The 26,280-nt window shown below is 62.9% G+C and carries 31 protein-coding genes and 3 pseudogenes; 22 read left to right on the forward strand and 12 right to left on the reverse strand.

Going from position 1 to position 26,280, the window contains the following annotated elements; translation table 11 throughout:
* The first annotated feature begins 631 nt into the window (after positions 1-631).
* The 3 genes from J4G43_RS02750 to J4G43_RS02760 all read left to right on the forward strand — a co-directional run bounded on the left by J4G43_RS02750 (position 632) and on the right by J4G43_RS02760 (position 1,533).
* A complete protein-coding gene (locus J4G43_RS02750) occupies positions 632-871 on the forward strand; it encodes a hypothetical protein (protein ID WP_028152856.1) in 240 nt (79 codons plus the stop codon).
* A gap of 104 nt (positions 872-975) precedes the next feature.
* Complete coding sequence (locus tag J4G43_RS02755) at positions 976-1,185, forward strand: hypothetical protein (RefSeq protein ID WP_028152855.1); 210 nt, start codon at positions 976-978, stop codon at positions 1,183-1,185.
* A 75-nt stretch (positions 1,186-1,260) separates the two neighbouring features.
* A complete protein-coding gene (locus J4G43_RS02760) occupies positions 1,261-1,533 on the forward strand; it encodes a c-type cytochrome (protein WP_224517667.1) in 273 nt (90 codons plus the stop codon).
* A gap of 47 nt (positions 1,534-1,580) precedes the next feature.
* Here J4G43_RS02760 and J4G43_RS02765 read toward each other — a convergent pair whose 3' ends face one another.
* Entirely contained in the window at positions 1,581-1,772 is a 192-nt protein-coding gene (locus J4G43_RS02765) for a hypothetical protein (RefSeq protein ID WP_028152853.1), read from the reverse strand.
* 156 nt (positions 1,773-1,928) lie between these two features.
* Here J4G43_RS02765 and J4G43_RS02770 point away from each other — a divergent pair, with 156 nt between their 5' ends.
* Positions 1,929-2,141 (forward strand): hypothetical protein, encoded by a 213-nt coding sequence (locus J4G43_RS02770; protein WP_028152852.1) that lies wholly within the window; start codon positions 1,929-1,931, stop codon positions 2,139-2,141.
* A 39-nt stretch (positions 2,142-2,180) separates the two neighbouring features.
* Here J4G43_RS02770 and J4G43_RS02775 read toward each other — a convergent pair whose 3' ends face one another.
* Positions 2,181-2,834, reverse strand: coding sequence for a hypothetical protein (locus J4G43_RS02775; RefSeq protein ID WP_224517665.1), 654 nt, complete (start codon positions 2,832-2,834; stop codon positions 2,181-2,183).
* A 105-nt stretch (positions 2,835-2,939) separates the two neighbouring features.
* Here J4G43_RS02775 and J4G43_RS02780 point away from each other — a divergent pair, with 105 nt between their 5' ends.
* On the forward strand, positions 2,940-3,836 hold the full coding sequence (locus J4G43_RS02780) for a 3'-5' exonuclease (protein ID WP_208083962.1): 897 nt from the start codon (positions 2,940-2,942) through the stop codon (positions 3,834-3,836).
* A 33-nt stretch (positions 3,837-3,869) separates the two neighbouring features.
* Here the strand turns inward: J4G43_RS02780 and J4G43_RS02785 are convergent, their stop codons facing one another.
* The gene (locus J4G43_RS02785; RefSeq protein WP_028152849.1) at positions 3,870-4,055 is read right to left on the reverse strand and encodes a DUF3606 domain-containing protein; all 186 of its coding nucleotides are present in this window, start codon (positions 4,053-4,055) and stop codon (positions 3,870-3,872) included.
* Positions 4,056-4,165: 110 nt separating this feature from the next.
* On the opposite strand from J4G43_RS02785, the gene ligD reads away from it, so the two are divergent.
* Positions 4,166-5,086, forward strand: coding sequence for a non-homologous end-joining DNA ligase (ligD, locus tag J4G43_RS02790; protein ID WP_028152848.1), 921 nt, complete (start codon positions 4,166-4,168; stop codon positions 5,084-5,086).
* Positions 5,087-5,184: 98 nt separating this feature from the next.
* Here the strand turns inward: ligD and J4G43_RS02795 are convergent.
* A pseudogene (locus tag J4G43_RS02795) lies at positions 5,185-5,418 on the reverse strand (c-type cytochrome); the annotation flags it as partial.
* A gap of 88 nt (positions 5,419-5,506) precedes the next feature.
* Between J4G43_RS02795 and J4G43_RS02800 the strand changes: the two are divergent.
* The gene (locus J4G43_RS02800) at positions 5,507-5,713 is read left to right on the forward strand and encodes a glutathione S-transferase C-terminal domain-containing protein (protein WP_245289304.1); all 207 of its coding nucleotides are present in this window, start codon (positions 5,507-5,509) and stop codon (positions 5,711-5,713) included.
* Here J4G43_RS02800 and J4G43_RS02805 read toward each other — a convergent pair.
* From J4G43_RS02805 to J4G43_RS02815, 3 genes are all read right to left on the reverse strand, one after another.
* Complete coding sequence (locus J4G43_RS02805) at positions 5,701-6,702, reverse strand: glutathione S-transferase family protein (protein WP_028152847.1); 1,002 nt, start codon at positions 6,700-6,702, stop codon at positions 5,701-5,703. The two genes, J4G43_RS02800 and J4G43_RS02805, sit on opposite strands and share 13 nt — an antisense overlap.
* Positions 6,703-7,055: 353 nt before the next feature.
* Positions 7,056-7,502 (reverse strand): caspase family protein, encoded by a 447-nt coding sequence (locus tag J4G43_RS02810; RefSeq protein WP_049831910.1) that lies wholly within the window; start codon positions 7,500-7,502, stop codon positions 7,056-7,058.
* Positions 7,503-7,911: 409 nt separating this feature from the next.
* Positions 7,912-8,697 carry an IclR family transcriptional regulator domain-containing protein gene (locus J4G43_RS02815; RefSeq protein WP_063629884.1) on the reverse strand — a complete coding sequence of 262 codons (786 nt, stop codon included), beginning with the start codon at positions 8,695-8,697 and terminating at the stop codon, positions 7,912-7,914.
* A gap of 167 nt (positions 8,698-8,864) precedes the next feature.
* Here J4G43_RS02815 and J4G43_RS02820 point away from each other — a divergent pair, with 167 nt between their 5' ends.
* From J4G43_RS02820 to J4G43_RS02865, 10 genes are all read left to right on the forward strand, one after another.
* Positions 8,865-10,031 carry an ABC transporter substrate-binding protein gene (locus J4G43_RS02820; protein WP_225004582.1) on the forward strand — a complete coding sequence of 389 codons (1,167 nt, stop codon included), beginning with the start codon at positions 8,865-8,867 and terminating at the stop codon, positions 10,029-10,031.
* Between the two features lie 49 nt (positions 10,032-10,080).
* On the forward strand, positions 10,081-11,031 hold the full coding sequence (locus J4G43_RS02825) for a 3-carboxyethylcatechol 2,3-dioxygenase (protein WP_028152845.1): 951 nt from the start codon (positions 10,081-10,083) through the stop codon (positions 11,029-11,031).
* Between the two features lie 44 nt (positions 11,032-11,075).
* Entirely contained in the window at positions 11,076-12,887 is a 1,812-nt protein-coding gene (locus tag J4G43_RS02830; protein ID WP_028152844.1) for an FAD-dependent monooxygenase, read from the forward strand.
* Positions 12,888-12,911: 24 nt separating this feature from the next.
* Positions 12,912-13,793 (forward strand): alpha/beta fold hydrolase, encoded by an 882-nt coding sequence (locus J4G43_RS02835; RefSeq protein ID WP_028152843.1) that lies wholly within the window; start codon positions 12,912-12,914, stop codon positions 13,791-13,793.
* Between the two features lie 11 nt (positions 13,794-13,804).
* On the forward strand, positions 13,805-14,587 hold the full coding sequence (gene mhpD / locus J4G43_RS02840) for a 2-keto-4-pentenoate hydratase (RefSeq protein WP_028152842.1): 783 nt from the start codon (positions 13,805-13,807) through the stop codon (positions 14,585-14,587).
* A gap of 24 nt (positions 14,588-14,611) precedes the next feature.
* Positions 14,612-15,481 (forward strand): fumarylacetoacetate hydrolase family protein, encoded by an 870-nt coding sequence (locus J4G43_RS02845; protein WP_049831908.1) that lies wholly within the window; start codon positions 14,612-14,614, stop codon positions 15,479-15,481.
* On the forward strand, positions 15,478-16,230 hold the full coding sequence (locus J4G43_RS02850; RefSeq protein ID WP_208083963.1) for an SDR family NAD(P)-dependent oxidoreductase: 753 nt from the start codon (positions 15,478-15,480) through the stop codon (positions 16,228-16,230). Before J4G43_RS02845 ends, J4G43_RS02850 begins: the two co-directional genes overlap by 4 nt.
* Positions 16,231-16,529: 299 nt before the next feature.
* Positions 16,530-17,630, forward strand: a complete 1,101-nt coding sequence (locus J4G43_RS02855) for an alcohol dehydrogenase catalytic domain-containing protein (protein WP_049831907.1) — start codon at positions 16,530-16,532, stop codon at positions 17,628-17,630.
* Between the two features lie 14 nt (positions 17,631-17,644).
* Positions 17,645-18,184, forward strand: coding sequence for a cupin domain-containing protein (locus J4G43_RS02860; protein WP_028152839.1), 540 nt, complete (start codon positions 17,645-17,647; stop codon positions 18,182-18,184).
* A gap of 20 nt (positions 18,185-18,204) precedes the next feature.
* A complete protein-coding gene (locus J4G43_RS02865) occupies positions 18,205-18,696 on the forward strand; it encodes an ABC transporter substrate binding protein (RefSeq protein ID WP_166346644.1) in 492 nt (163 codons plus the stop codon).
* Positions 18,697-18,891: 195 nt separating this feature from the next.
* Here J4G43_RS02865 and J4G43_RS02870 read toward each other — a convergent pair.
* The 4 genes and pseudogenes from J4G43_RS02870 to J4G43_RS02885 all read right to left on the reverse strand — a co-directional run.
* Positions 18,892-19,152 (reverse strand): annotated as a pseudogene (locus J4G43_RS02870) (GlsB/YeaQ/YmgE family stress response membrane protein); the annotation flags it as partial.
* 23 nt (positions 19,153-19,175) lie between these two features.
* The gene (locus J4G43_RS02875; RefSeq protein ID WP_166346641.1) at positions 19,176-19,637 is read right to left on the reverse strand and encodes a YidB family protein; all 462 of its coding nucleotides are present in this window, start codon (positions 19,635-19,637) and stop codon (positions 19,176-19,178) included.
* A gap of 74 nt (positions 19,638-19,711) precedes the next feature.
* Positions 19,712-20,332 (reverse strand): hypothetical protein, encoded by a 621-nt coding sequence (locus J4G43_RS02880; protein ID WP_011090748.1) that lies wholly within the window; start codon positions 20,330-20,332, stop codon positions 19,712-19,714.
* A 37-nt stretch (positions 20,333-20,369) separates the two neighbouring features.
* The gene (locus J4G43_RS02885; RefSeq protein WP_166346638.1) at positions 20,370-20,690 is read right to left on the reverse strand and encodes a PepSY domain-containing protein; all 321 of its coding nucleotides are present in this window, start codon (positions 20,688-20,690) and stop codon (positions 20,370-20,372) included.
* A gap of 466 nt (positions 20,691-21,156) precedes the next feature.
* On the opposite strand from J4G43_RS02885, the gene J4G43_RS02890 reads away from it, so the two are divergent.
* Both J4G43_RS02890 and J4G43_RS02895 read left to right on the forward strand, forming a co-directional pair.
* Positions 21,157-22,836, forward strand: coding sequence for a DNA polymerase/3'-5' exonuclease PolX (locus tag J4G43_RS02890; protein ID WP_028150878.1), 1,680 nt, complete (start codon positions 21,157-21,159; stop codon positions 22,834-22,836).
* Between the two features lie 78 nt (positions 22,837-22,914).
* On the forward strand, positions 22,915-23,154 hold the full coding sequence (locus J4G43_RS02895) for a DUF2171 domain-containing protein (RefSeq protein ID WP_011090751.1): 240 nt from the start codon (positions 22,915-22,917) through the stop codon (positions 23,152-23,154).
* Positions 23,155-23,351: 197 nt separating this feature from the next.
* Here the strand turns inward: J4G43_RS02895 and J4G43_RS02900 are convergent, their stop codons facing one another.
* Complete coding sequence (locus tag J4G43_RS02900) at positions 23,352-23,684, reverse strand: hypothetical protein (RefSeq protein ID WP_162494170.1); 333 nt, start codon at positions 23,682-23,684, stop codon at positions 23,352-23,354.
* Positions 23,685-23,830: 146 nt separating this feature from the next.
* Between J4G43_RS02900 and J4G43_RS02905 the strand changes: the two genes are divergently transcribed.
* The 3 genes and pseudogenes from J4G43_RS02905 (at position 23,831) to istA (ending at position 26,280) form a co-directional block, all read left to right on the forward strand.
* Positions 23,831-24,019 (forward strand): hypothetical protein, encoded by a 189-nt coding sequence (locus J4G43_RS02905; RefSeq protein ID WP_080677645.1) that lies wholly within the window; start codon positions 23,831-23,833, stop codon positions 24,017-24,019.
* A gap of 133 nt (positions 24,020-24,152) precedes the next feature.
* Positions 24,153-24,422: pseudogene (locus tag J4G43_RS02910) on the forward strand (ATP-dependent DNA ligase); the annotation flags it as partial.
* A 100-nt stretch (positions 24,423-24,522) separates the two neighbouring features.
* Positions 24,523-26,280, forward strand: a complete 1,758-nt coding sequence (gene istA / locus J4G43_RS02915) for an IS21-like element IS1631 family transposase (protein WP_100214066.1) — start codon at positions 24,523-24,525, stop codon at positions 26,278-26,280.

Here is a 26,280-nt window from a genome sequence, read left to right on the forward strand (position 1 = left end):
CCATCGTCGGCTTGGCTCCCGGCGAACCAAAAGAGAAGGACTCCTAGGCACTCTGGGTCCCGCCTTCGGCCGCTGCGTCAGCGACCGCCAAAGGCAGCCGGCTCCGAGAGCGGCTCGGTCGGCGAGTTCTACGGAACCAAAGCCGACGGTGCGGGTGGGATCGACGCAGCCCCCGATCAGACGTCACTGAACAATCGGCCTCGGCGCTTCTTTGAAGCCCGGGGCCGATCTGCCTTCGGCCTGAAGACGGAGCGTGGAGCCGAGAGAGGGCCGCCATGCCAGCGGACCTTCACCCAGACGACCTGACGCACGCGCTACGCGCTCGAGACCACGCGCGCGACGACGGTCTGCCCTTTCCATCAAGACGTGATCATCCGGGTCGGCGACGACGCGGCCGAGAGCCACGCCTTCGAACGAGCCAAAAGAATAACCAAGAGCGACGGATCGAGGTGGGACGGACAACCTCTGAAGGATGAGATTCGTCGCCAGCTTGGCGCTGCCGCGGACGGCCGCTGCCCCAAGTGTGACGCCGCCTTGGATTCCAGCGCCTAGCAGCCCGACAGCACGCCCCTCGGTCGGAACACGCCAAAGCCGAGCCCGTTGTACCGAGGGCGCATTCGGGAGTGTCGGTATGTCGGTACGACTTCAGATCGCGGCAATGGTCTTCATGAGCATCCAGGCAGTGATGTTCGGCGCGGGAATGCTTGTGATTCTCCTCACGCCGATCCAGTCGAACGCAATGGCGGCTATTCCGACGATGATTGCCGTGAGCTTCGTGGCGTCGGCTGCAATCGCATGGCTGATAGCGCCCCGGCTTCGCCAGCGTTACTGGCGCGCGAGGGGCACACCTGGCGACGCCATCTCCGGTTAACGCCGCTGGCCCGGCCGAGCGTCCGCGGCAATCCCCCTCCCCACTCCGAACGGCGCGGGTGGATCGAGCCGCTGGACGCAGCGCCGCCGCCAATGAAGGTGCCCATGCCGCGCTTCATCGTCCGCTTCATTAAGGATGTCCTCGGCGACAACGGCCAGATGCGAAGTCTGTCAAACGACAATCGAGCTGGATGCCCGAAACGACGGGAGGCCGAGCAGCAGGCCAAGGAACGCTTTTGCTATATCCACGCCACCCATGACTTGTCGCTCCATGCCGATCGCCTGAAGGTGGATCCCGCCGACTTTCCGTCGTAAGCCCGGAAAGGGCGCCGGCCAGGTCATGGGAGGCCGAACATGTCGAAAGCATTCAGATTGGTGGCTGCATGTTGCATGCTCGGCATCATCACGCCGTCTTTCGCAGCGGACGCCGTCGGCGGCAAGGATATCGCCAAGCGCTGGTGCGCAAGCTGCCACCTCGTGGAGCGAGATCAGACGACCGCCGCCGATCAGGCGCCGCCGTTCGCGTCCATCGCGAAGACACCCGACTTCGATCAGAACAGGCTCGCCTTTCTGCTGCTACTGCCTCACCCTAATATGCCGAACCTGTCGCTGAACCGATCCGAAATTGCGGACCTGGCCGACTACATCCGATCGCTGAAGTAGACCGCGATGCGATGCGGTCCGACCTTCCAAGGTCGCTGCGGGGCCGGTTACGTTTCGGGATCGGCCGGCGGCTTCAGCGGACTGTCTACCCATTTGCGGGCCGTCGGGTCGTGTAGCGGGTCGTCGTCGCAATTGGTGCAGACGTACCGCAGCCGTCTCTCCAGAGCTTCGCCGGGCACAGCCTTCATCGGCCTGCCGCAAACCGGGCACGCCTTCCGTACCGGATAGAGCTCTGCCATCTGATTTCCCCTGCAATGGCCACTCTAGTTCAGCCGACGTCGGAAACTCAAGCCTGGCGTTAAAAACTGTCTGCATCGACACTGCGGGGCATGGCCTCCTTGACTCCGCGACCGCAGGGTACTCAACTTCCGGCAGTGATGTTGTGGGGGTGCGTCATGGAGCAGGAGTTCTACCTGGGTCTTGCGCAGCGGGTCCGGGTCATAGCCGAGAAGGCCGATCCGTTCACCCGCCGTCGGTTGCTGGATCTCGCCAAGCGGTACGATGCGAAGGGCAGTCCGACCTCGCGATCCGGAGCGACCGAGCGGCCGCTGCCGACCCCTCGCACCACGCCGCCGACCTCCATCTTCTCGGGACCGGGCGAAGCCTGACGCCCCAAGTGGCGTAGGTCACATCGGCTTGGCGCGCCGTCAGCCCGTCGCCTCCTCTGCCATCGGGACGTCATCCTCCGTGAGCTTGGTCTCGAGCCGAAGGCTCCTCAGCTTGGCGCTGCGATGCCGAAACCTGGTGCCACGCATCAGGACGAACTTGAATCTGGCCGAAATCAGCATCTGCAGGATTGGCGTTAGCGCGTCCCACGGGATGCCGATGTTGCCGTAGATCATGCCCCCGCGCACATCGAGTGTCCCGAGCGCGACCGGCTCGAAAGCCTTTCGCTGGTCCGTGACGAGCTCCGGGGAGGGCAACAGCGATAACTCGACCCTGTCCGTCTTCAGTCCCGTCGGCTGCAGCAGCCTGCCCCGGACCTGGAGGTGACGAAATTCGTGGTATGGGTCGATCGGCCGCCGCTCCGCGTTGAGCGAAAACGAATAGCCCCAGTCCCAGCCGTCGATCTCGACGATGTAGCCGACGAACTCCTCCCGTTGCGCACGGCGGGGTGTCTTCCTGATCGCTTTCGGTTTCAGCTCGGTGACCATCGCGGTCTCTCCCGGCTCCCGGGACGCAATGAGGCTATCCGAGTTGGTTCGTGGCGAAAACTCGGTGCCGTCGTGGGCGAGATCGCCGGCATCTAGCATCTGCACGTCGAGCACCACGCCCGCAAACCGGCTGAATCGGATCAACATGAGCCGAAAGCACCGTGAATGGCACGATTTTCAGATACCTCGTGGCCGGCGCCCCCGCTATTGTGCGACTAAACCGGCTACTAGGTAGGCTGACCTCGAGAAGAGATGTTTCAAAACGCATCGGAACTGGCCGCGATGGCCGAGGCATTGGGGCGCTCGACGGACTACAGGGTGTTACGGCGCCTCGTCCCGCGACCGATATCCACGCCAACCATCGGGCAAGAAACCAGGGTCGGGATCCTGTTGGACACCGAGACGACTGGACTCGATCACCGAACGGACGAACTCATCGAGCTCGGGATGGTCAAATTCGACTACACGCCGGACGGCAGGATCGCCGGGGTCAGGGACACTTTCTCAGCCTTCAACGAGCCATCAGTGCCGATCCCGGCCGAGATCACGGCGCTCACCGGCATCACCGACGAGATGGTGGCTGGCCACCGGATCGACGATGCCGCGGTCTCTGCGTTCGTCGACGGCTCGGTCATCACGATCGCGCACAATTCCGGCTTCGATCGCAAATTCGCCGAGCGGTATTGGCCCGTCTTCGAGCAAAAAGCATGGGCCTGCAGCGCGACCGAGGTCGACTGGCGGAAGCACGGCTTCGCAGGCGCCCAACTCGGCTACCTGCTGAACGGCGCCGGATACTTCCACCAGGCCCACAGGGCCGTCGACGACTGCCACGCGCCGCTGGAGATCCTGGACTTCACGCTGCCGACGACCCGAGCGCCGGCACTCGCGCTCCTGCTTGAGATTGCGCGGAAGAAAACGGTGCGTATCTGGGCGGAGCAGTCGCCGTTCGAGTTGAAGGATTCGTTGAAACGGCGAGGCTATCGCTGGAGCGAAGGCACGGATGGCCGTCCCAAGTCCTGGTACGTCGACGTCGGCGAGTGCGCGGTCGACGACGAGCTCGCATTCCTGAAGGCGGAGATCTACCTGCGCGACGTCGAGCCGCGTCTGCAGACGCTGACCGCCTTCACCCGCTTCTCCAGTCGGATCTGAGGCGGCAGCCGGGAAGTAGCCGCCACCTGGGCGTCAGCGCCCGAGACGCTTCTCGACCCGCTTGCGGGTGTTGCCGACCTTCTTGACCGCTTTCTTGACGGCTGACGCCGAGCGGCCAGTCTTCTTGGCTTCGTAGCCGACTTCGTACTTCTGCCCGCCGGCGACGCGGGCCCGGTCCTGCTTGCGTCCTCGCGTGGTTTTCTTTGCTGCCTTTGCCATGGTCGGCTCCTTCATTGAACGATGCCGAAGCAACGTCACAAGGATTCACTAGTTCCGGAACGATTCCGCATGTGCCACCTTGAATCACGTTTGTTGCGTGGAGTTAGTTCGTGGCGTTTGCGCGTAGGATGCGGGCCGATATCGGCATCAAGGCACCGTTCCCGGATTTCGTCGAGCCGGCCCTGGCATCCTCGATCGAGAGGGTGCCGTCCGGAGAGCGATGGATTCACGAAATCAAGTTCGACGGCTACCGCGTCCAGACCCACATCCACCACGATGCCGTCAAGATCTTTACGCGCCGCGGCCACGACTGGACGCACCGCTTCAGGAAGGCTGCCCACGACGCCTGGCGGATCAAAGCCACGTCTGCGGTCGTCGACGGCGAGATCGTCGTGCCCGCAGCCGACGGCACTACCGACTTCTCGGTCCTGCAGAACGAGCTCAAGGGTTCGTCCAACAAGATCGTGCTAGTCGCCTTCGACCTGCTCTACCTCGACGGCCGCGACCTCAGGAAGCTGCCGCTCTGGCAGCGCAAGGCCGCGCTGAAGAAGATCGTCGCAGGCACCGACGTCCAGTTCAGCGAAAGCTTCGAAATCGAAGGCGCGGAGATGTTCGCCCACGCCTGCAAGCTCGGTATGGAAGGCGTGGTCTCGAAGGTCCGCGACTCGACCTACCCCAAGGGGCGCAGCAACGACTGGGTCAAGAAGACCTGCGCGCAGCGCGAAACGCTGACCATCGCCGGCTTCGCGCTGGACGGCACCAAGTGGGACGGCCTCTATGTCGGCCGGCGAAAGGGCGCCGATCTCGTCTACGCCGGCAAGGTCGATCACGGCTTCGACAAGGTCTCTGCGGCCGAGCTCCGGAGGCGGCTGGAGCCGCTCGTCCGGAAGACGCAGGCCTTCGCGAAGAGGGTCGCGCACCAAGGCATCTGGGTTGAGCCCAAGTTGCTCGCCGAGATCGAGTACCGGGCAAAGTCGGCGGAGGGGAAGGTGCGACATCCGTTCTTCAAGGGGCTGCGCGAGGACCTTTGAGCCGCCGCGTGGAGCCTCGCCCGCAAGGCGGACGACGGCAACCGAACCATAGCCGCCGGAGTGAACGCGCGGGTGGTGCTCAGATTTCAACGTCTAGCTCACCTGTTTCTCGGCGAGCTGAACTCTGGCTCCGGAATGAAACCGTCGCGATTAGGCATCCTGATTTTCGGCAAGGAGTCCTTGTCGACCTTGCCGTCCGCGGGAACGATGCCGTTCAGGCTCAGAATGTAGGCGGTGACGGCGTAGGTCTCGTCGGTGCTGAGCGAGCCCGGCGTCGGGTAAGGCATCGCCCGATGGATGTAGTCGAACAGGGTCGTCGCATAGGGATCGGCGGGACCGCTGCGCGTTACCGCAGCGGCTACGTCGTTCCCGGCGCCGTGGAGCAGAGTCGTGAAGTTTCGGGAGAACGACCTGCGGCCATTGCGCGCCACGCTCGCGGGACAACCTTATCTGGGTGGAGACAGCCCGACCTACGCGGACTATTACGTGTTCGGCGCCTTTCAGTGGGCGACGGCGATTAGTGAATTTCGCCTGCTTGAGGACGGCGATCCGATTGCTGGCTGGCGGCATCGAATGCTGGAACTTCACGGGCGGCTTGCCGGAAACGCGCCGGGCTACGCGGTCTGATCGATGCCGCCGCCAAGCCGTTGGCTGTCGTGTGGGGCGTCGAAGTCGAGCGCCGGTCCGACCGGGACGATGCCCGTCGGATTGATCGAGCGGTGGCTCGCGTAGTAGTGCCGTTTGATGTGGTCGAAATCAACGGTCTGCGACACACCTGGTGTCTGGAAGATGTCGCGCGTGTAGGACGACAGATTTGGGTAATCCGTTATCCGCCTGATGTTGCACTTGAAGTGGCCGTAATAGACCGCGTCGAATCGGATGAGCGTCGTGAACAGCCGGATGTCCGCCTCCGTAAGGCTTTCGCCCAAGAGAAAGCGCCTATCCGATAGGCGCAGATCCAGCCAGTCCAACGTGTCAAAGAGGGGGGCGACCGCCTCTTCGTAGGCCTCCTGATTGGTGGCGAAGCCGGCCTTGTAGACGCCGTTGTTCAGAGTGTCGTAGACGCGCGCGTTCACGCCATCGATCTCCTCGCGCAACTTCTTGGGATAGTAGTCGCCTTGTGCTGCGCCGATATCGTCGAAAGCGGAGTTCAGCATGCGGATGATTTCCGACGATTCGTTGCTTACGATCGTTTGCCGATGCTTGTCCCAGAGAACCGGAACGGTCGCCCGGCCGGTGTACTGACCATCGGCCTTGGCATAGATTTCGTATAGGAATTTCGCGTGGTTTACGTCATCGGGAACGACGCCGGCACCGTTCGCGAATGTCCAGCCATTCTCGGCCATCAGCCAATGCACCACAGAAACTGATATCTTGTCTTCAAGCCTCTTGAGTGCGCGCATTATGAGGGTCCGGTGCGCCCAGGGACAGGCAAGGCTCACATAGAGGTGGTAGCGTCCCGTTTCAGCCTTAAATCCACCGGTGCCGCTCGAGCCTGGGCTGCCGTCGGACGTGATCCAGTTGCGAAAGGATGCGTCCTTGCGCACGAAGCGGCCACCGGTAGGCTTCGTGTCGTACCAGGCATCGCGCCATTCACCTTCAACAAGCAATCCCATCGGAATCCTCTTTCCGCCGTTTGAGCCGAGCCGAGCTTACGACGACGCATCCTTGTCCGAGTTGCTCGGCGTTTTTCGAGAGGTTGTCGTCGACGAGAATACGCGATCGGAAGCAATTTCCGCCGTGACGACCGCCGGAATGTCGGTGGCCAGAGCCCGCTGCGACGACGCGGTATGAAGCGCGCCCCGCAGCGAAGTTGCAAACGACCCGGGGGTGACTGGCGCATCGTCAGCCACGACGTTTGGCGGAAGCGCAAATCCGATCACCTCATCGGAGTTCCTCGGTATCGCCGCGAGTCCGTGCGAATAGCTTCTGAATCGACGCTCAAACCGATTCCGGCGTGATGCATCGATCAGTGCGATCTGCTTTGCGGAGCCACGAAGGTTTCGACGTCGAGCCCATAGGTTCGCACATCGCGCTCGGACGAGACCGCTGAATCAACGGGAAGTAGGTAGTTCGTATTTCGCGATTGGATTCCGTATCCACCGAACCATAAGAAGACGGTCGAGCCAGGGCGTATCTTGCTTTCAAGTAGTTCGACCGCGCTCGATATCTGCTCGCGGGCCGCGTCGCGCAGGAACGCAACGTCGTACCCGTTGCGGCGCAGGGCAGCCGCGACAGCGGAGCCGTCGTTTCCGGTGTTGGCGAGGGGTGCCTCCGCGTCGGGATAGGCCTCATTCGCTTTCACCAGCGCAAGGCGGCCGGACGTGATGGTGGGCGGCTTCTCGACAAGGGGCTGCTTTGGTCCGTGCCCGAAGGCGCTTGAAGCGAGCACGAGCAGAGTTGTAACGATCAGCATCGTTCGTCGACCCCGCATGAGCATTTTCTTTCGCCGAAGTTCAGGGCTCACACATAGTGAGTTCGCCTGGATGCCGAAATTGAAACAAATGAAACTTATTGTTTCCAAAATTGACCATCAACGTACAGCTATCTGGAAGGGCGGCCGGATGGAGGCGCTGCGGCGGCTATCTGAAGAAGCGCCAGGTCGATACGCTCCTTCTTCCACCATTGATATCATTGAAGCCACTAGATCCAGATCCGCTTGCACGCCGTCTGTTGTGCTTCGCGACACTCTGGCCTCTCGGCGTCGCAAGCGTAACCGTCCTCTCGCTTGCACTGAAACTGTGACTTTCACCGCCCTAGTATTGCCGAGTGGGACACCTGCCGCCAGCCCGGGTTGCGCGCGTTAATCCGCCGACCACCGTCGGTTAGGCAACTTTTCCTCGCGCCTTGTTTGCCGCGGACCACCGCCGCTCGATTTCCTTCACCGCCGCCCGCATGCTGGGCAGATACTTTTTGGCGGCCGCCTCTGGGGTCATCGAGGACGAGAAGAAGATCAGATTGAGACTGCCGAGAACGGGACCCCCGCCCGGAATGGCCAGCGCGATTGCACTAATGCCCGCCTCCGATCCACCAACGGACGATGCGTAGCCGTCCTTCCTTGTTTGAGAGAGAATTTCTTCGATGAAGTGGCGGTCCTTCGCCAACGCCGCGTCTTCCTCGACCAGCGATGCGGTGAGGTCCAGCATTTCACGCCTCAGCGCCGGCGCGGAGGCGGCTAGGATGGCTTTCCCGAGCGCGCTGCGCACCAAGGATCTTCTTCGTCCGACCATGGAGCGATGAACGGAGAACGGACTGAAGGGATGTGTGCTCTCGCGGATAAGCACCGAGCCGAGCTCGAAGACACCGAAGTCGCTGGGCCAGGAGACGTCATCCAGGAGGCCGAACATCGCGGGCAGGGCCGCCTGGCTCGACAAGTCGCGCGAAGACACGCCTTCGCTCAAGGTGCGCACCTGGGGCGTCAGGCCGAACAACGCGTTCGTTTCATCAAAGGTCACGTAGCCGTCTTCGCACAGCGTATCGAGCAGGCGATAGCAGGTCGTCCGGTTGAGACCGGTCCTCTTCGCGAGCCGAACGACGTTCGATGGCCCGCTTGCGTTTAGCTCGTTGATCAGAGCCAAACCTCTCGAAAGTGCCCTGACGTTGCGATGCATGGTCTCTCCGGACGTGTTCGCGGTGCGAACATTTCACAGAGTCTGATGGAATCATAGTGCGAATGGCGGCAATCCATCGCCCAACCCGCTGAGACAGGCGGTGACGGGAGGAAACGATGGTTCATTCAAGGTTTTATCTGTCCGCGGCCGTATGTTTGGCCCTCGCAATGCCCGCTGCGGCCCAGACCGCTGGCGGCAGCCCAAATCTGAGCGGTGGTAAGGTCAAGGTCGGTGTCCTGACTGACATCGCCGGCCCCACGGCCATGGCGAACGGCAAGGGCTCAGTGATCGCGGCTGAAATGGCCGCCGAGGACTTCGGCGCCGGCCTTAACGTCGAGGTGACCTCGGCCGACCATCAGGGCAAGCCCGACGTCGGATCGCAGATCGCCGCACGCTGGTTCGACGTCGAAGGCGTGGACGCGATCGCCGACATGCAGGGATCCCCGATCGGCTTCGCCGTGCAGAACATGGCGGCGCAGAAGAGCAAGATCATGCTGTTGTCCGGTTCGACCTCCTCGGACTTCAACGGCAAGGCCTGCTCGCCGCTCACGGTCCAGTGGACGGTCGACACCTACAATCTCGCGAAAGGCGCCGCCAAGTCCGTGGTCGCGGCCGGCGGAACGAAGTGGTACTTCCTCACGGTGGATCAGGCGTACGGCAACGCCTTGACGCGCGATACGTCCGAGCAAGTCAAGCTAAACGGCGGGCAGGTGGTCGGCAACTCGGTGTTCCCGCCGAACACGTCCGACTTCGCGTCGTTCCTACTCACCGCGTCCAATGCCGGCGCCAACGTGATCGCGATCGCGGCGTCGAGCGGCGATACGGTCACCGCGATGAAACAGGCGGACGAATTCGGTCTGAGCTCAGCGGCCAAGATCGTTCCGCTTCAGTCCGTGCTGACGGACGTCTACGCGGTAGGTCAAAAGATCGCGCACGACGCCTACGAAGTGTCGCCGTTCTACTGGGACCGGACGCCCGAAACGCGCGCTTGGGCCGAACGCTTCTTCGCCAAGGCCAAGATCATGCCGACCGGATTCCATGCGGGCGTCTACTCCTCGGTCGTGCACTACCTGAAGGCGGTGAAGGCGACGGGTACCGACGATGCTCCGACCGTGATGAAGCAAATGGAGAAGGAGCGGGTGCACGACTTCTTCGCCGCTGACGGCTACATCCGTGCCGACCGCAAGATGATCCACGACATGTACCTGCTCCAGGTCAAGAAGCCCGGCGAGAACAAGGGTGCCTGGGATCTCTACAACGTCATCCAGACATTGCCCGGCGAGTCCGTGAACCGGCCTCTTTCGGAGAGCCCGTGTCCCCTAGTCAAGAAGTAACGGGCGGTAATCGATCGAAACTCAACTCGGCGTTCGAAGGAATCCGATCATGTCAGTGGCCATCGTCTGCGCTTCCCATACTCCCCTGATGTACAAGGGGCCCGCCAGCAATGAGACCGAGCAGCGTGTTCGAACTGCGTTCGGACATCTCGGGACCTTCGTGAAAGAGTTCGCGCCGGACTACATCATCCAGTTCGCGCCCGATCATTTCAACGGCTTCTTTTACGACCTGATGCCATCGTTCTGCGTCGGAGCGGGGGCCGTCTCCTTAGGGGACTGGGGAGGCGGGACGGGCCCGCTGGTAGTTCCGGAGAAGACGGCACTCGAGCTCATCGACCACGTGAGGGCCGAGGATTTCGACGTGGCCGTGTCGTATCGCATGCCGGTCGATCACGGCTTCGTCCAGTTGTGGGAGGCGATGCTCGGGGACTTCAAGTCGATCCCGATCCTGCCGATCTTCGTCAACGCCGCTGCGCCGCCCGTTCCGACCTACCGCCGAGCCCGGCAACTCGGGGAATCCGTAGGTCGGTTCGCGACACGTTCCGGCAAGCGGGTGTTGTTTGCCGCGTCGGGCGGACTCTCGCACGATCCGCCGCTGCCTTCGATCAAGGACGCGCCGCCAGAGATCCGGGAGCGGCTGATCAATGGGCGAAATCCGACCGCGGAAGCCAAGGAAGCCCGCGAGAAGCGGGTACTCGAGGCGGGCGTTCTCGCAGAGGCGGGAAAGGGTCCGTGCCAGCCGCTCAATCCGGATTGGGACGCGGAGTTCATGGAGATCCTGCGCAGCGGGCAGATCTGGCGTGCCGACGCGCTCGACACCGGCAAGGTCCGCGAAGTCGCGGGACGTGGCGCCAACGAGGTCCTCGCATGGGTCGCCGCCTTCGGCGCCTTCTCGACCGGCGGCCACTTCAAGATGGAGCAGGAATTCTACGAAGCCATTCCGGGCTGGATCGCCGGCATGGCGATGATGGCGGCCAAACAGGCCGACGGCACTCACTGATCACGAAACCCCGCGCGAATGCGGAAGCATCGCGGAGCAGGCAAATGGCATACGAAACAGACGTGCTCATCATAGGCGCCGGCCCGACAGGTTCGACGACCGCGCTGGCGCTCGCGAACTGCGGCGTTCGAAGTCACATCGTGTCGCGCGGCAATTGGATGGCTGACAGCCCGCGGGCCCACATCACGAACCAGCGTGCCAACGAGGTCTTCCGCGACCTCGGGGTCGCGGAAGACGTGGCCAGGTACGCGAGCCCCTGGGAGCTCATGGGCGACACGACCTTCACGACCAGCCTGGCCGGCTCCGAGTTGATCCGGATGCGGACGTGGGGAACCGGTGACGATCGCCGCGGCGACTATCTACGTGCCAGTCCTTGCGGAATGGTCGATATCATCCAGCCGCTGCTTGAGCCGATCCTGTTCCAGAAAGCCGCGGAGAAGGGCGCGACCTTCGCGTTCAACACTGAGTATGTCCGCCACGAACAGGACGCCGATGGCGTGACCGCAACTCTGCGGGATCGCCTGGATGGGCGTGAGTACACCATTCGTGCGCGCTACATGGTCGGCGCGGACGGCGCCCGATCGATGGTGGTCGACCATCTCGATCTGCCGATCGAAGGCCAGATGGCGCGCGCCGGCACCGTCTACACCGTCTTCAACGCAGATCTCTCCAGATACAGCAAACATCGGCCGAGCATTCTGAACTGGATCGTCACGCCGGACGCGAGCTTCGGGGAAATCGGCATGGGGCTGCTGCGGGCCGTGCATCCGTGGACGCAGTGGATCGCCGGTTGGGGCTTCGACATCAGCAAAGGCGAACCGGACCTGTCGCCGGAAGCGATTATTCCGAAGATCAAGGTGTTAATTGGCGATCCTTCGGTCGACATCGACATCTTGAGAACGTCGATCTGGTATGTGAACCAGGCCTACGTGACCCAATATTCGAAGGGCCGGGTGCTCTGCGGCGGCGACGCGGTCCACCGGCATCCACCATCGAGCGGGCTCGGCAACAACACCTGCGTTCAGGACGGCCACAACCTCGGTTGGAAGCTCGCCTACGCCGTGAAGGGTTGGGCCGGTCCGAAACTTCTGGAAAGCTACTCGCAGGAGCGCGCACCGGTCGGAAAGCAGATCGTGCTGCGCGCCAACCAGTCCCGGCTCGATTACGCCCCGCTGAACGCATGCTTCCGCGTGCCGGGCGCCGAGAACCCTGTCGCCGCGGGCATCGCGCGCTTCCGCGATCCCGGTCCGGAGGGCGTCGCCGCCCGTAAGGCGGCGCAGGCCGCGCTGGATCTGAAGCAGACCGAATTCAATGCCCAGGGCACGGAAATGAACCAGCGGTACGAATCCTCGGCCGTGATTCCCGACGTCGGAGGCGAGCCTGAGCAGTGGCGGCGAGATCGCGGCCTCTACAATCAGCCGACGTCGCGCCCGGGTGCGAAGATCCCGCACGCGTGGCTCGTCGATCGCGATGGCTTGCGGGTGTCGACGCTCGACGTGACGGGCAAGGGCCTCTTCACTGTCGTGACGGGCCTCGCCGGCGCCGCGTGGAAGCAAGCGGCGCTGCACCTCGACCTGCCGTTTCTTCGCGTCGTCGTGACGGGCTCGCCTGAAGTGCAGGACCTCTATTGCGAGTGGCAGCGCATTCGAGAGATCGACGAGGCTGGAGTCCTGCTTGTCCGCCCGGACGGCGTGGTCGCCTGGCGCGACATTGAGGGGACCTCCGACGCCGGCAAGGCCTTCGACCGGCTGAGCGCAGCCCTACGCGCGGTTCTCGATCTCCCGGACCTCTCGGCGATCCCGCGCGAGAAGACGACGAAACCTTCGAAGCCGAGCGGCACGCCGCTTTTCGCCTGACCAGCAAACCAACGAGATTCAGCTATGAGCGACACGAGACCACAGAACTTTTCCAGCGTCTGGGCCGATCTGCGGGGAGTTTCCTTCAAGCAGCACTACATCGACGCCGGCGGAATCCGGACCCGCTGCATCGAGTCGGGCGACCCGTCCAAGCCGCTCGTCCTGGCGCTGCACGGTGTCGGCGGCCATGCGGAGGCGTACTCCAGAAACTTCGGCCCGCACGCCGATAACTTCTGGTTCGTCGCCATCGACATGTTGGGGCACGGTTGGACCGATAAGCCCGCGATCGACTACCAGGTCAAGGACTACGCCGACCACGTGCTCGCCGTCCTCAAGACACTCGGCAGGGACAAGGCGATGATCAGCGGTGAATCGCTGGGTGGATGGGTCGCGACCTATCTCGCCGTACATCGTCCCGCCGTGGTGGAGAAACTGGTCCTCAACACCGCCGGCGGTTGGACCGCGCACCCGCAGGTGATGGAACGACTGAAGAAGCTGTCGAATGAGGCCGCTTCCGATCCCTCATGGGAGCGGATCAAGACGCGCCTCGAATTCCTGATGTGCGACAAGAGCATGGTCTCCGACGATCTGATCGAGACCCGCCGGGCGATCTACGCGCAGCCGGGATTCGCCGACACGATGAAGCGGATCATGTGTCTGCAGGAGATGGAGATCCGTCGACCCAACATGATCACCGCCGACCAATACCGGTCGATCAAGGCTCCGACCATGGTCGTGTGGACCTCGCATGATCCGACCGCCACGCCCGACGAAGGCAAGCAGATCGCGGACATGATTGCGGGCTCGAAATTCGTCGTCATGAACCGCTGTGGCCACTGGCCTCAGTTCGAGGACGCGGAGCAGTTCAACCGCCTCCACATCGAATTCCTCCGGACCGGCAAGTAAGGATCGTTCAGATGAACCAGCAAACCAAGCACGGCGAGCTCGCCGCCCAGATCCGCGCAGCCTACGCCGGCACCCCGATCGCGCCCATCCGGACGCAACTCGCCGAACTCGATGTCGATGCAGCCTACGCCATCCAGCAGGAGAACACCGCCCACTGGGAGAAGGAGGGCCGGCGCGTGGTCGGAAGCAAGATCGGGCTGACCTCGCGCGCGGTCCAGAAGCAGCTCGGCGTCGATCGCCCGGACTTCGGCGTCCTCTTCGCCGATATGATCGTGGGAGAAGACGAGCCCGTCGCGGCGGGGCGCGTCCTGCAGCCGAAGATCGAGGCGGAAGTAGCCTTCCTTCTCGACCGCGACATCGAGGTCGAAACGCCGACCGTGGCCGACGTCGTGCGGGCAGTGGCCTATGCGATGCCCGCCCTCGAGATCGTCGGCAGCCGTATCACCAAGTGGGATATCGGAATCGTCGATACCGTTGCCGATAACGCCTCGTCGGGACTCTTCGTTCTGGGAGGACCCGTCCGACGGCTGGATGGCTTGGACCTCCGCGCCCTCCATATGCAGATGACGAGGAAGGACGAAATCGTATCGAAGGGGACGGGCGCCGCCTGCCTCGGCAATCCGCTCAACGCGATGGCCTGGCTCGCCGGCGAACTGGCCCGTCGCAAACGGCCGCTGCGCGCCGGTGACGTCGTTCTTTCCGGAGCCCTGGGGCCGATGGTGCCCGTGAATCCGGGCGACGCATTCGAAGCCAACATCGCCGGGCTCGGGACCGTTTCGGCGCGATTCGCCTGACGCCACGCACCAAAGGAACACCAGATGAAGCTCGTCCGCTTTGGCAATCCCGGCGCCGAGAAGCCGGGACTCGTCGACGATCAGGGACGCCTGCGCGACCTGTCGAATGTGATCGCCGACGTCACTCCAGCCAACCTGTCGCGTTCAGCGCTCCAAAAGATCGCCGCGGTCGATCCGTCCACGTTGCCGCTGGTCGCCGGCGAGCCGCGCCTGGGTGTGCCAATCGTCGACGTCGGAAAATTCGTCGCGATCGGGCTCAACTACGCCGACCATGCCGCGGAGGCGAACCTTCCGCTGCCCTCCGAGCCCATCGTCTTTCAGAAGGCGATCACTTCGCTCAGCGGGCCCAACGACGACGTCGTCCTGCCGAAGGGCTCGACGAAATCGGACTGGGAGGTCGAGCTGGGCATCGTGATCGGCACGCGGGCATCCTACGTGGAGCGCGCCGACGCTCTCGCCCACGTCGCCGGCTACTGCGTCGTGAACGACGTCAGCGAGCGCGAGTATCAGATGGAACGCGGCGGCACGTGGGACAAGGGCAAGGGCTGTGATAGCTTCGGCCCGGTCGGGCCGTGGCTGGTGACGAGGGACGAAGTCTCCGATCCGCAGGCGCTCGACGTCTGGCTCGACGTCAACGGGCAACGCATGCAGCAGGGCAATACCCGTACGATGATCTTCGACTGCGCGGAGATCGTCAGCTACGTCAGCCGCTTCATGACGCTGATGCCCGGCGATATCATCGCGACCGGGACGCCGCCCGGCGTGGGCATGGGCAAGAAGCCCGCTCCGATCTATCTCAAGCCGGGCGACGTCATGACGCTCGGCATCGAGGGGCTCGGAACTCAGCGTCAGCAGACCCGGGAGTGGTCGCCCGCTGCGGGGCAGCAGACATGACCCTCTACAGCGGAAGGTTCGAAGGACGGACGGCCGTCGTCACCGGCGCGGCGTCCGGCATCGGCCGCGATGTCGCCCGTCGCCTGGCTGCCGAGGGCGCGCGCGTCTCCATGTGGGACTTGAACGCCTCCGCCCTCGCCACCGCCGCGGGTGAGGCCGGGGCGACGAATACGCAGCCAGTCGACATCGCGGCAGAAGACGCCGTCGAGGCGGCCATGGGGCGGAGCCTCGAGGCGCTGGGCGGACGACTCGACATTCTGGTCGCAAGCGCCGGCATTACGGGGCCGAACGGAGCCGTGAAGGACTATTCGGGCGCCGATTGGCGGAGGATCTTCGACGTCAATGTCAACGGCGCCTTCTACTGCAACCGCGCCGCGGTCCGCGCGATGGAGAAGGGCGGCTACGGACGCATCGTCAACGTCGCCTCCGTGGCGGGAAAGGAAGGCAACCCGAATGCGACGGCCTACAGCGCATCCAAGGCGGCCGTGATCTCGCTGACCAAATCGCTCGGCAAGGAAACTGCGGCGACGGGCATTCGCGTCAACTGCATCACGCCGGCAGCGATCAAGACGCCCCTGTTCGATCAAATGACGGCGCAGCACATCGACTTCATGCTGTCGAAAATTCCGCTCGGGAGATTCGGCACGGTCGAAGAGGCGACCTCGCTCGTCTGTTGGCTCGCCAGCGATGAGTGCTCGTTCAGCACCGGCGCGGTATTCGACCTGTCCGGTGGGCGGGCGACCTACTAGCCGAGCATTCGCCATGTTCGCGTGGCGAACAATCTGAATGAATGTGTTGTGACCCGGACCGGGTCATTCGATAGTCGGACAAACAATAAAAAGCGCCGCAGAGCGTACGGAGGAAACGATGACCAGCAGCAGAACCGAAACAGGTTGACGAGCGAAGCTATCGGCACGGCCGACAGCGCGCCCGAACTTCGCAAAACGAACGGACGACCCAAGCGACGACCCTTTCGGTCGGAGCACAGCGTCGTCTTGCGTTCCAGCAACCGTCACAAACGATCAAGGAAGGAAACCACATGGCCACAATGAAAGCGGCTCGGCTACACCAAGTAGGCACTACTTTTTCGATCGACGAGATCGCAGTTCCTAAACCGCGCCCCAACGACGTTCTGGTCAAGGTGAAGGCGTGCGGAATCATTCCGAACATGAAGAACGTGATGGCGCACTACGCGGAGTGGTTTCCCTTCCTCCCGCTTCCGCCGCTGCCGGCCATCTACGGTCTGGACGCCTCCGGAGAGGTCGTCGAGGTCGGCAGTCAGGTCAAGTCCATCAAGACCGGCGACCGCGTGTACGTGAATCCGGGCACGTCGTGCGGGTCATGCCACGCCTGCCGCTGCGGACAGCCCATCAACTGCGACGCCTACACCTTCCTCGGATACTTCGGTTTCGGTCCTCGCTCGAGCCAGGTCTTCGTCGACTATCCGTACGCCGGCTTTGCCGAGTACATGACGGCACCGACCTCTTCGCTTGTGAAGCTTCCCCCGTCAGTGTCCTATGAGGCCGCTGCCCGCCTTGGATATCTGGGAACGGCGTACTCCGCCTTGCGAAAGGCAGGCGCTCGTGCGGGAACGAGTGTGATCGTCAGCGGTGCGACCGGCACGCTCGGCCTCGGAGCGGTCATCCTCGCTCTGGGGATGGGCGTCACCAAGATCTTCGGCGTGGCGCGGGACAAGAAGTTGCTCGAACGCCTGCGGGCGATCGCTCCTTCTCGGATTCACGTGCTGTCCGCCGGCGAACGACCGGTGGACGAATGGGTACGCGAGCACACCGACGGCCTGGGAGCAGACATCTTCATCGATGCTGTTGGGCCGGGCGCTCCGAGCTCAACGTCGCTGGCCGGCATCAACGCGCTGAGACGCGGCGGCCGGATGGTGGACATCGGCGGCATGGCCGAGCCCCTGCCGTTGGAGATGTTTCGACTGATGTGCTTCCAGATCAGCGTCATCGGCTCGCTCTGGTTCGACGTCGCGGAAGGCCAGGACATGGTCGAGATGGCGGCGGCCGGGACCTTGGATCTCTCAGTCTTCGAGCACGAGCGATATCCGCTGCGAGACATCTCCAAGGCGCTCGAAGCGGTCGATCGCAGGACCGGCGGCTTCAGCAACGTCGTGATCGTCCACGAATAGGAAGGAGAGATCAGATGTCTCGCTTGATTGTCACTTCTCATAAGGATGGGAAATCCTCGATTGGATTGGACCAATCAATACCCGCAATCCCGTTCAAATCGGTGCCGGGGTTCGACACCGCGCTGGTGTGGGGAACCGCGGCCGCTCCATCCGTTCCATGGGATGGTCGCAACGCCGCGAAGGGACACGAGAGCGTCCTGCCCGATGTGGGAGAGACGCGGTTGATGAAGGTGACCTTTCCCCCTGATTCCGTGATGATGTCGGCAGACTTCGATCCCGCGGCTGCCGGTGCGGAATACATGTCACGCATACCGGGACTGGCGCAGCGGTTCGAGCCGGATAGCCCGGGGATGCACACGACCGACAGCGTGGACTATGGCATCCTGATCGAAGGGGAGATCTCGCTAGAACTCGACGACGGGAAGACGGTCGCGCTCAAGCCGGGCGACGTCGTCGTTCAAAACGGCACTCGGCATGCCTGGCGCAATCCCGGGGCCAAGCCCGCCACGCTGATCTTCGTGCTGATCGGAGCCAGCCGTTCCGCGGACAAGTAATTCATCGGATGAACCGTGCAATGAGACTTTTCTCGACCGTGGTGGGTGCCGTCGCGGGCGTTCTTTTGCTCCAGGGTGCCTTCGCCCGAACGCAAACCGTGCCGCGCGTCGGGTTCGTGGCCGGTGCCGGTGGCTACCCGAAGATGGCAGTGACCAATCAAGCGTTTTTCGATGGCCTGTCGGATGCGGGCTACAAAGACGGTAGCACGCTGACTGTCGTCTTCCGGACGGCCGAGGGCAACATGAGCCTCATGCCCGAACTGATCGCGCAGGTCTTGGCTGAGAAGGTCGATTACCTGGTCGTGTCCAGCTCTCCTGGATGTGCAGCGGCACAGAAAGCGACGTCCACGGTGCCAGTTCTGTGCATCTCAGTTCAGGACAGTCCGATCAAAGAGGGGCTGACGACAACGCTCGAGCACGGGAATGAAAATTTGGTAGGGGTGCACAGCTATCTACCGGACGGCATATTACAGCAATTGCGGATGCTCCAGCAATTAAAGAGCCAGGCCTAAAGAAGCTTGGCGTTTTGTTCAATCCCGCGAACGCCACGCACAAACGTCTGTTGGCTGATTGGCAGGATGTCGCCGCCGCACAGAAGATCGAGGTCGTACCCATGCCGGCCGTCGGGCCGGCGGATCTCGAGAAGACTATTCTGAACCAACGCGGAAATTGCCATCGGCCTGCTCGGCGCCGATACGTATGGTCCGCATAGCCCGGCCGCTCCTGCCCGCCATCAGCCCATAGACGAACAGTACGATGATCGCGCCGATGACGGCGCCGACCAGCCCCGCTCCTTCGCCAGGCCGATACCAGCCGAGCCCCTGACCGAGATAGGTCGCCACGAACGCTCCCACGATTCCAAGGATCGTGGTCAGAACGAACCCAGTCGGCTCGTTGCCGCCGGGCATGATGAATTTCGCGATGACTCTTGCGATGAAACCGATGATGATCGTCCAGATGATGCCCATTTTCCCTCCGAGTGCGCGTTGTGTTAACCAGCCGACGGAGAAGGAACGCGTCCATCGGGCGTGTATTTGTCCACGGCAGTCGGCAGCTCGCGGGACAAGCGGTCGAGTATCTCCTGCTGCGACAGTCCAGTCTGCTGTTCCAGCTTCTGCAGGACATCCGGACCGATCGCCTGCTTAAGTTCGGGCGGCGTGACCTCCCGGTTCGGCCCGTGATCGACCCAGGACTGCGCGGCGTCACCCTGACCGTTCTGTTTGAAGTGCTCGAGAAGTTCGCCGATCCCGCCGTTGAGCAGCGAACCCACGCCACCGCCGCCGACGAGGCCGCCCAAGTTGCCGAGCATGCCGCTTAGCGAGTCCTTGTTGCCTGCCGCCGGCTGCCCGGTGGTCGCGTTGCGAAACATCTCCGCCAGCTTGTCCCGATTCTGGTAACCGGCGAGAGCGAGCATGCCCAAGAGGGCGGTCATCGATGGCATTCCGCGGCTCATTTTCCGCTCCTGTATTCGATCGTTGTCGCGTGCAAAAAAAGGCGGCCCGCTTTGGAGGCGGGCTGCCAACCGATTTACCGTACGCCTGTGCCGTAGAGTTGGCGCTCGCGGCGGACCTCGTCCGCGCCGTAAGGTTGCGCCGCCGGATCGTAGCTCTTCCACCCCGACTTTTGCCAAGCCGCGCTGCGGTCGCGCAGATTGACGGCGGATTGGTCGAGGATTGCTTCGTACCGCGCACGGTCGCCGTCAGGAACGCGGGCCGAAACCATCGTGCCGCCGCGCCTTACGCCTTCGGCATAGAGAGGTGCTTCTTCCTCGGAAACGCCGGCTTGCGTCAGCGCACCGACGACTCCGCCCGTGGCGCCGCCGGCGACCGCGCCCAGCGCCGTCGAGGCGAGCCATCCGGCCGCGACCACCGGACCCAAGCCCGGAATGGCCAGCAGTCCAAGGCCAGCGAGCAGACCGGCTGCGCCGCCGAGACCCGCGCCGACGCCGGCCCCCGTGGCAGCACCTTCGGCACGATCGTCGACACCGTCGCGGTCGCGATCGACTTTCTTGTCTGTGCTGTACCAGTTGTCCGAATTGTTCGCGACGATGCTCACCTCCGAATGCGGCAGACCTGCCGCTTCGAGGCTCGTCACCGCGCGCTGTGCGTCGGAATAGTTGTCGTAGAGACGTGAAATCGTAACGGTCATTTTGAATCCTTGTCTGCGTTCGCTACGGCGCTCAGTGTTACTTGGCCGCGTTGACGTTGCCCTGAAAATCCAGGCTGAGGTTTGTCGATGTGCCGCCCTTGCTGGCCTTGCCGCGCCACACGCCGTTGTCGTCCTTCTTCAGGCCCGTGACGTCGGTGTAACCGGCCTGCTCGATCTTCGATTTGGCCTGGCCCTCGGTGAAGCTGTTGGCCCCCGAAACCGGTTTGTCGGAATTGTTCTGGCCGGAACTGTTGACCGCGTTGTTGTTCGGGCGGTCGGTCGCCGGCGGATTTTGCGCGAACGACGGACCCGTCAGAAGCGAAGCGGCCGTCAGCAGCAGAAGAACTTTCTTGTTCATGTCGTCCTCCAGTATTGGCCGGGCACAACATGCGCTGCGCCCAGAGGTTCCAAGGTTTCCCGGTCGGATTGACGCAGCACTCAGGCCGTGACGCCGACGCCGCGAGCCCGCCGCGGCGCCGGCGCCGGAGAATGAGACCCATGGCTGCTGATCGAACCATGAGGGGTAGCCGGCGTTTACTGACATCATGTCAGACGCTTTCGACTATTTCCGCGCCTACGCAGTCCGGGCTCTTTGCAAGGCGCGAGCGATGCCGAAGGGCCGGATGAAGCACCTGCAGCTTGTGGTCGGCCGGATCTATAACCTCCTCAAGAAGGAGGCGGCTTACGGCCCGAACACGCAGCACCTCGAGGATTTTCGCGCGGCCCGGAAGCTGGAGAGCTCTCTCGATCGTCGGTCAAGCGACCGCCCCGGGGGTCGCCTTACTCCGGCGGCGCCGCGAAGCTCGGACCGGGAGGCTGGCTGAATGCCTTCGCTCGACGCGCGCGATGTGGCAAGTCTCCTGCGAGAGTACGCGCAGCGCACCGCCTTGCGAGGCGGCAATCCCTACCGGGCGAAAGCCTACTCTCGGGCCGCCGACAGCCTGGCGGCTCTTGCCGTCCCTCTGGACGTGCTCATCGCCGAAGACCGGCTTACGGAGATCCCGGGGGTCGGCGACGCGATAACCGACATCATCACCAAGCTTCACATAACGGGCAGTCATCCCAGCCTCGAAAAGCTGCGGAAGGAGATTCCCGAGGGCGTGCTCGAGATGCTCGCTGTGCCCGGCCTTCGTTCGGAGAAGGTGCTGCGCCTCTACAAGGATCTCGGCATCGCTTCGCTCGCGGAATTGGAAGCCGCTGCCAAGGACGACCGCATCAAGAAGGCAAAAGGACTCGGCGCCGCGCTGCAGACCAAAATCCTGCAGAACCTAGCGATCGCCAAAAGTGGAGAAGGTCGCCTTCACTTGCACCGTGCCGCCGCCTTGCTCGAGCACGCGCGTGATTCCATCCGGAATGCCCGGCCCGAACTCAAGCGCGCGACGTTCGCCGGTGATTTCCGTCGAGGCTGCGAACTCGTCGGCGACCTCGCAATCGTTGCGGAGGCGGCCAAGCCGGACAAGACCTTGACGCCACCGGCCCACGGGCTGCAAATCCGAGTATCTGACCGCAAGCACTTCGGCGCTGCTCTCCTCTTCGCGACAGGCTCCGCCACTCATATCGAACAACTCCGAGCTTTGGCTGCGGAAAAGAGGATGCGATTGGAGCCCGACGGCTTGCACAAGGGGCGCACCCTAATCGCCAGCGAGGAGGCGGAGATCTACCGCGCCCTCGGTCTGCCCTTCATCGACCCTGAGCTCCGGGAAGGGCGCGGCGAGATCGAAGCGGCTCTGAAAGGCAAGCTTCCAAAGCTCGTCACCGATCAGGACCTGCGCGGCATCCTTCACTGCCACACCGATGCCTCCGACGGCACCGAGACCCTGGAGACCATGGCGAAGGCGACGCGCCAGCGAGGCTTCGAGTATTTCGGCGTCGCCGACCATTCCAAGTCTGCCCACTATGCGGGCGGTCTCTCCGTCGAGGAGATCGCGCAGCAGCACCGGGAAGCCGACCGGCTGAACAAGCGCTTCGGCAAGGATTTCCGGATTCTGAAAGGCATCGAGTCCGACATTCTGGCCGACGGCTCGCTCGACTATGACGACGACGTGCTGGAGCGCTTCGACTTCGTGGTGGCCAGCATCCACGATCGCTTCAAGTTGGATCGCAAGGCGCAGACGCAGCGCCTGCTTGGGGCTATTTCCGATCCCCACACGACCATCATCGGCCACATGACCGGGCGACAGCTCCAGCGGCGGCCGGGCTACGAAATCGACGTCGAGAAGGTGCTGCGTGCTTGCGCGAAGCACGATGTCGTCGTCGAAATCAATGCCCATCCATGGCGGCTCGACCTGGACTGGCGCTGGCACCAGGCGGCCCTCGACTTCGGCTGCATGCTGAGCATCAATCCGGACGCGCACTCGATTCCCGAGCTCGACCACATGCACTGGGGCGTCCTGATGGCCCGCAAGGGTGGTGTCCCCGCCGAGCGGGTCCTGAACGCGATGTCGCTTTCAGAGATCACGCGCTACCTACGCCAGAAGCGGCGCTCGCTCTCGCGGGCGGCCTGATCGGCGTATGCTGAGCGTTGGGAAGCAATCAAAAGTTTCCCGGACCGACCGATTATTATTGCTGACTGAGAGATACCGATGACAGACATTTCTAAGATTAAGGAACACATGGACGTGATTTCGTCGGATAGGAAGATGGTCGGAAAAGTCGATCATCTGGACGGAACCGATAAGATCAAGCTGACGAAGCAGAGTTCGCCGGACGGTCAGCATCATCACTTCATTCCGCTCTCATGGGTCGATCACGTCGATCAGCACGTGCATCTCAATAAGACAGGCGCCGACATCACCTCACACTGGCAGCACGCTCAAAGCTGACCAACCGACCGGTCAACCCATGCATCACTGCGGCAAAGGCGTCCAAAACCACGTAGGCGCGCCACCTGCCCGACTCTAAGAACGGTCCCGCCGCCGGCCCGTTTCCAGCGCGAAGCCAAGGAGCAACAATGGCGGATCAGGCACGATATGGAGCGCTGAAGGGCGCAGCCGCGGCAGGCGCATTCGCTCCGGTCGGATCAGCGGGGCACATTGCGCTCGGACAACATCGTAGGCACCACTTCAGCAAAGCGACCCTTGACCGCATAGTCCTGGTGGAAGGCCACGGCGTCGAAGGCGACGCCCACGCCGGCGCGTTCGTTCGGCACCGCTACCTTGTCCGTCGCCGCCTGCCCAAGTTCCGGCAGTTCCATCTGATCCCATCCTAGCTCTTGGCGTCCCTTCTTGATGCCGGCTTCGAGGTCCCTGCGGGCGACCTCGGCGAGAACATCACCACTGCCGGTCTGGACCTCGAGCGGATGACGCCACATCGAGGGCGCCTCGCTCAGTGCCTTGCGGCCGACCTGCGGCAATCTGAAACCCATCACAGTAGACGCACTAGCTTCGCCCGAACTGGAACAATTGTCCAAGCGATCTAATTGAAGTTTGTTACGACTTAGCTGGGATGACACGGAGTTTTCCTGGAGAAGCGTGTAGTTGATCAGGAAAGGTGCTTCACATGGATCACGGACGAAAATCATCAAAAGCGGGGGAACAGGCCGCTGAAGGCTTGCGCGAGGCGACTGCTAAGGAAGAAGCGAAAAACGAGACCAAGTCGGGACACGATCTAGCTAAGGGCGCTGACCGCTTTGAAGAACGATCTAAAAGCTCCGATGGAAGAAGCGCAAAAGAAAAACAAAAAGGGTGAATGTAAGACCCGGCGTGGCGTCCGCCACTGGCTCATCTGCGAAGCGGTCCTGAGCCAACGAAGGTCCGCTCATCGAGGTACACTCCGACAATGCTCTCGGAGCGTTCGTCCGGTGGACGTTTTGGAGAACTGAATGGGCCGCACGTCGAGTTTGCCGAAACGCCTGCAGCCGATGCTCGCGACCTTGACAGATGATCCGTTCGACGATCCCGCCTGGGTCTTCGAAGACAAATACGACGGCTTCCGTATGATTGCCGAAATCAGGGACGGCAGGGCCGCTCTCTACAGCCGCAACGGCAAGCTTATCAGCCGCAGCTATACCGAGGTGGCCGCAGCGCTCGAGATGGTGAAGGGCGACGCCGTGATCGATGGCGAGTTGGTCGCGATCGGAAAAGACCCCGTGGGTCGGTCAAAATCCCCCGGGTATGGTCACTTGAAACTCCCCCACCTGATGATCGCCGTCAGCGCCGCTGAACAGCAGTAGCCGGTCAGGCAGGACGTTTATGTTCGACCCCTTTAGCCAGCAAGGGGCCGGGGAGTTGAACGTCTTGAAGCGACATCTGCAAAGCACCGTACTTACATTACTTGATCGCAACACCAGCCAGCGCGAGATTCACCGGCTGACGGGTGTCGATCGCAAGACGATCCGGCGTTATCAGGCGCTGCGGGCCGGTGCGGAGGCAAATTCCCCCGGGGAAGTGACCACCGGCTCGGTGAGCGCGGACGGCCAAATTCCTCCACCCCGACCACCGGCTTTTGGGACATCGGAAGCGACGGTCACCAGCAGCCTGGCCCGTTCGGCTTGCGAAGCGCATCGGACGTGGATCGAAGAACAGGTCCGGCTGAAGCGGAACGCGCAGGCGATTTACCAGGACCTGGTTGATCAATTTGGCTTTCCGTCCAGCTACCAGAGTGTCAAGCGGTTTGTGCGCCGGTTGCGGCACGCTGATCCTGAGCAGTTTGATCGTCTTGAGTTCCTCCCCGGCGAGGAAGCTCAGGTCGACTATGGCGAGGGCGCGCCGACGGTTGATCCGAAGAGCGGGCGGTACCGTCGTCCCCGCCTGTTCGTGATGACGCTACGCTACTCGCGGCGCAGCTTCCGGCGGGTAGTCTGGAAGTCCAGCCAACAAGTCTGGGCGCAGCTCCACGAAGAGGCGTTCCGGTATTTTGGCGGGGTCCCCAGCTATGTCGTGCTCGACAACCTGAAGGAAGGCGTCCTCAAGCCGGATTTGTACGAGCCCCAGCTCAACCCGATTTACAGCGCGATGCTGGCTCATTACGCCGTGGTCGCCGATCCCGCGCGCGTGGCCGATCCAAATCGGAAAGGATGCGTCGAGAATGCGATTCAACATACCCAGGGCACTGCGCTGGCCGGACGGCGCTTCGAGACGCTGGAGGCGCAAAACGAGTTCTTGAGGCACTGGGAGGAGAACTGGGCTTCCAAACGCATCCACGGCAGCACGCGCCGTCAGGTCGAGGCGATGTTCCAGGAAGAGAAGCCGCACCTGCGGCCGCTGCCTGTCGCTCCCTTCCGCATCTTCACCGAAGTCGTCCGGACTGTCTGCGACGACACCACCGTACGCGTCGACAACAGCTATTACGCCGCGCGGCCCGCGCCGATCGGCAGCCAGGTCGTCGTGCGCATCTACACCACCACGATCGAGATCCGTGATCGCCACACCCGTGCGCTGCTGCGTGTTCATTCCCGGATGGCGCACCCCGGTTCTGTCGTCCTGCCGACCAGCGAACGGCCGTTCAACCCGTCGCGGCAAACCGCCGTGCTGCTGGCGAGCGCCGAGCGCATCGGACCGCAGACCAGGGCCTTGTGCCAGCAGGTGTTCGACACCGAAGGGCGCCCCGGACAGCGCGCGATGTGGGGCATTGTCGGGCTGGGCCGGAAGTATCCGGCGCGGCTGGTCGAGCAGGCCTGCGCGCACGCCATCGACAACCGCATCTACCGCTACAAGCACGTGCGTGCGACCGTCGAGCGGTTGTTCGAACAGGCGATCGAGCAGGTTGGAGTGACGCCACAGCCGGCATCGCCGCTCACCCAGGATCATCCGCTGATCCGTACCCCCGCGGAATACGGCGACCTCTTCAGCCGCGCTGTGCGGCGCGACGCCGACGACAATGGTCGGCAGGCCGAGGCTCACGACGATCACGCCACGGCAATCCGCGCTCGTGTCGCCTGCGCAACCCCGGCCAACTCCGGCGCCACGAGCGCTCCCGCTGCACCTTCTCACCTTAAACTGGAGACCTAG

The sequence above is a fragment of the Bradyrhizobium barranii subsp. barranii genome (assembly GCF_017565645.3).
Taxonomy (GTDB): Bacteria; Pseudomonadota; Alphaproteobacteria; order Rhizobiales; family Xanthobacteraceae; genus Bradyrhizobium; species Bradyrhizobium barranii.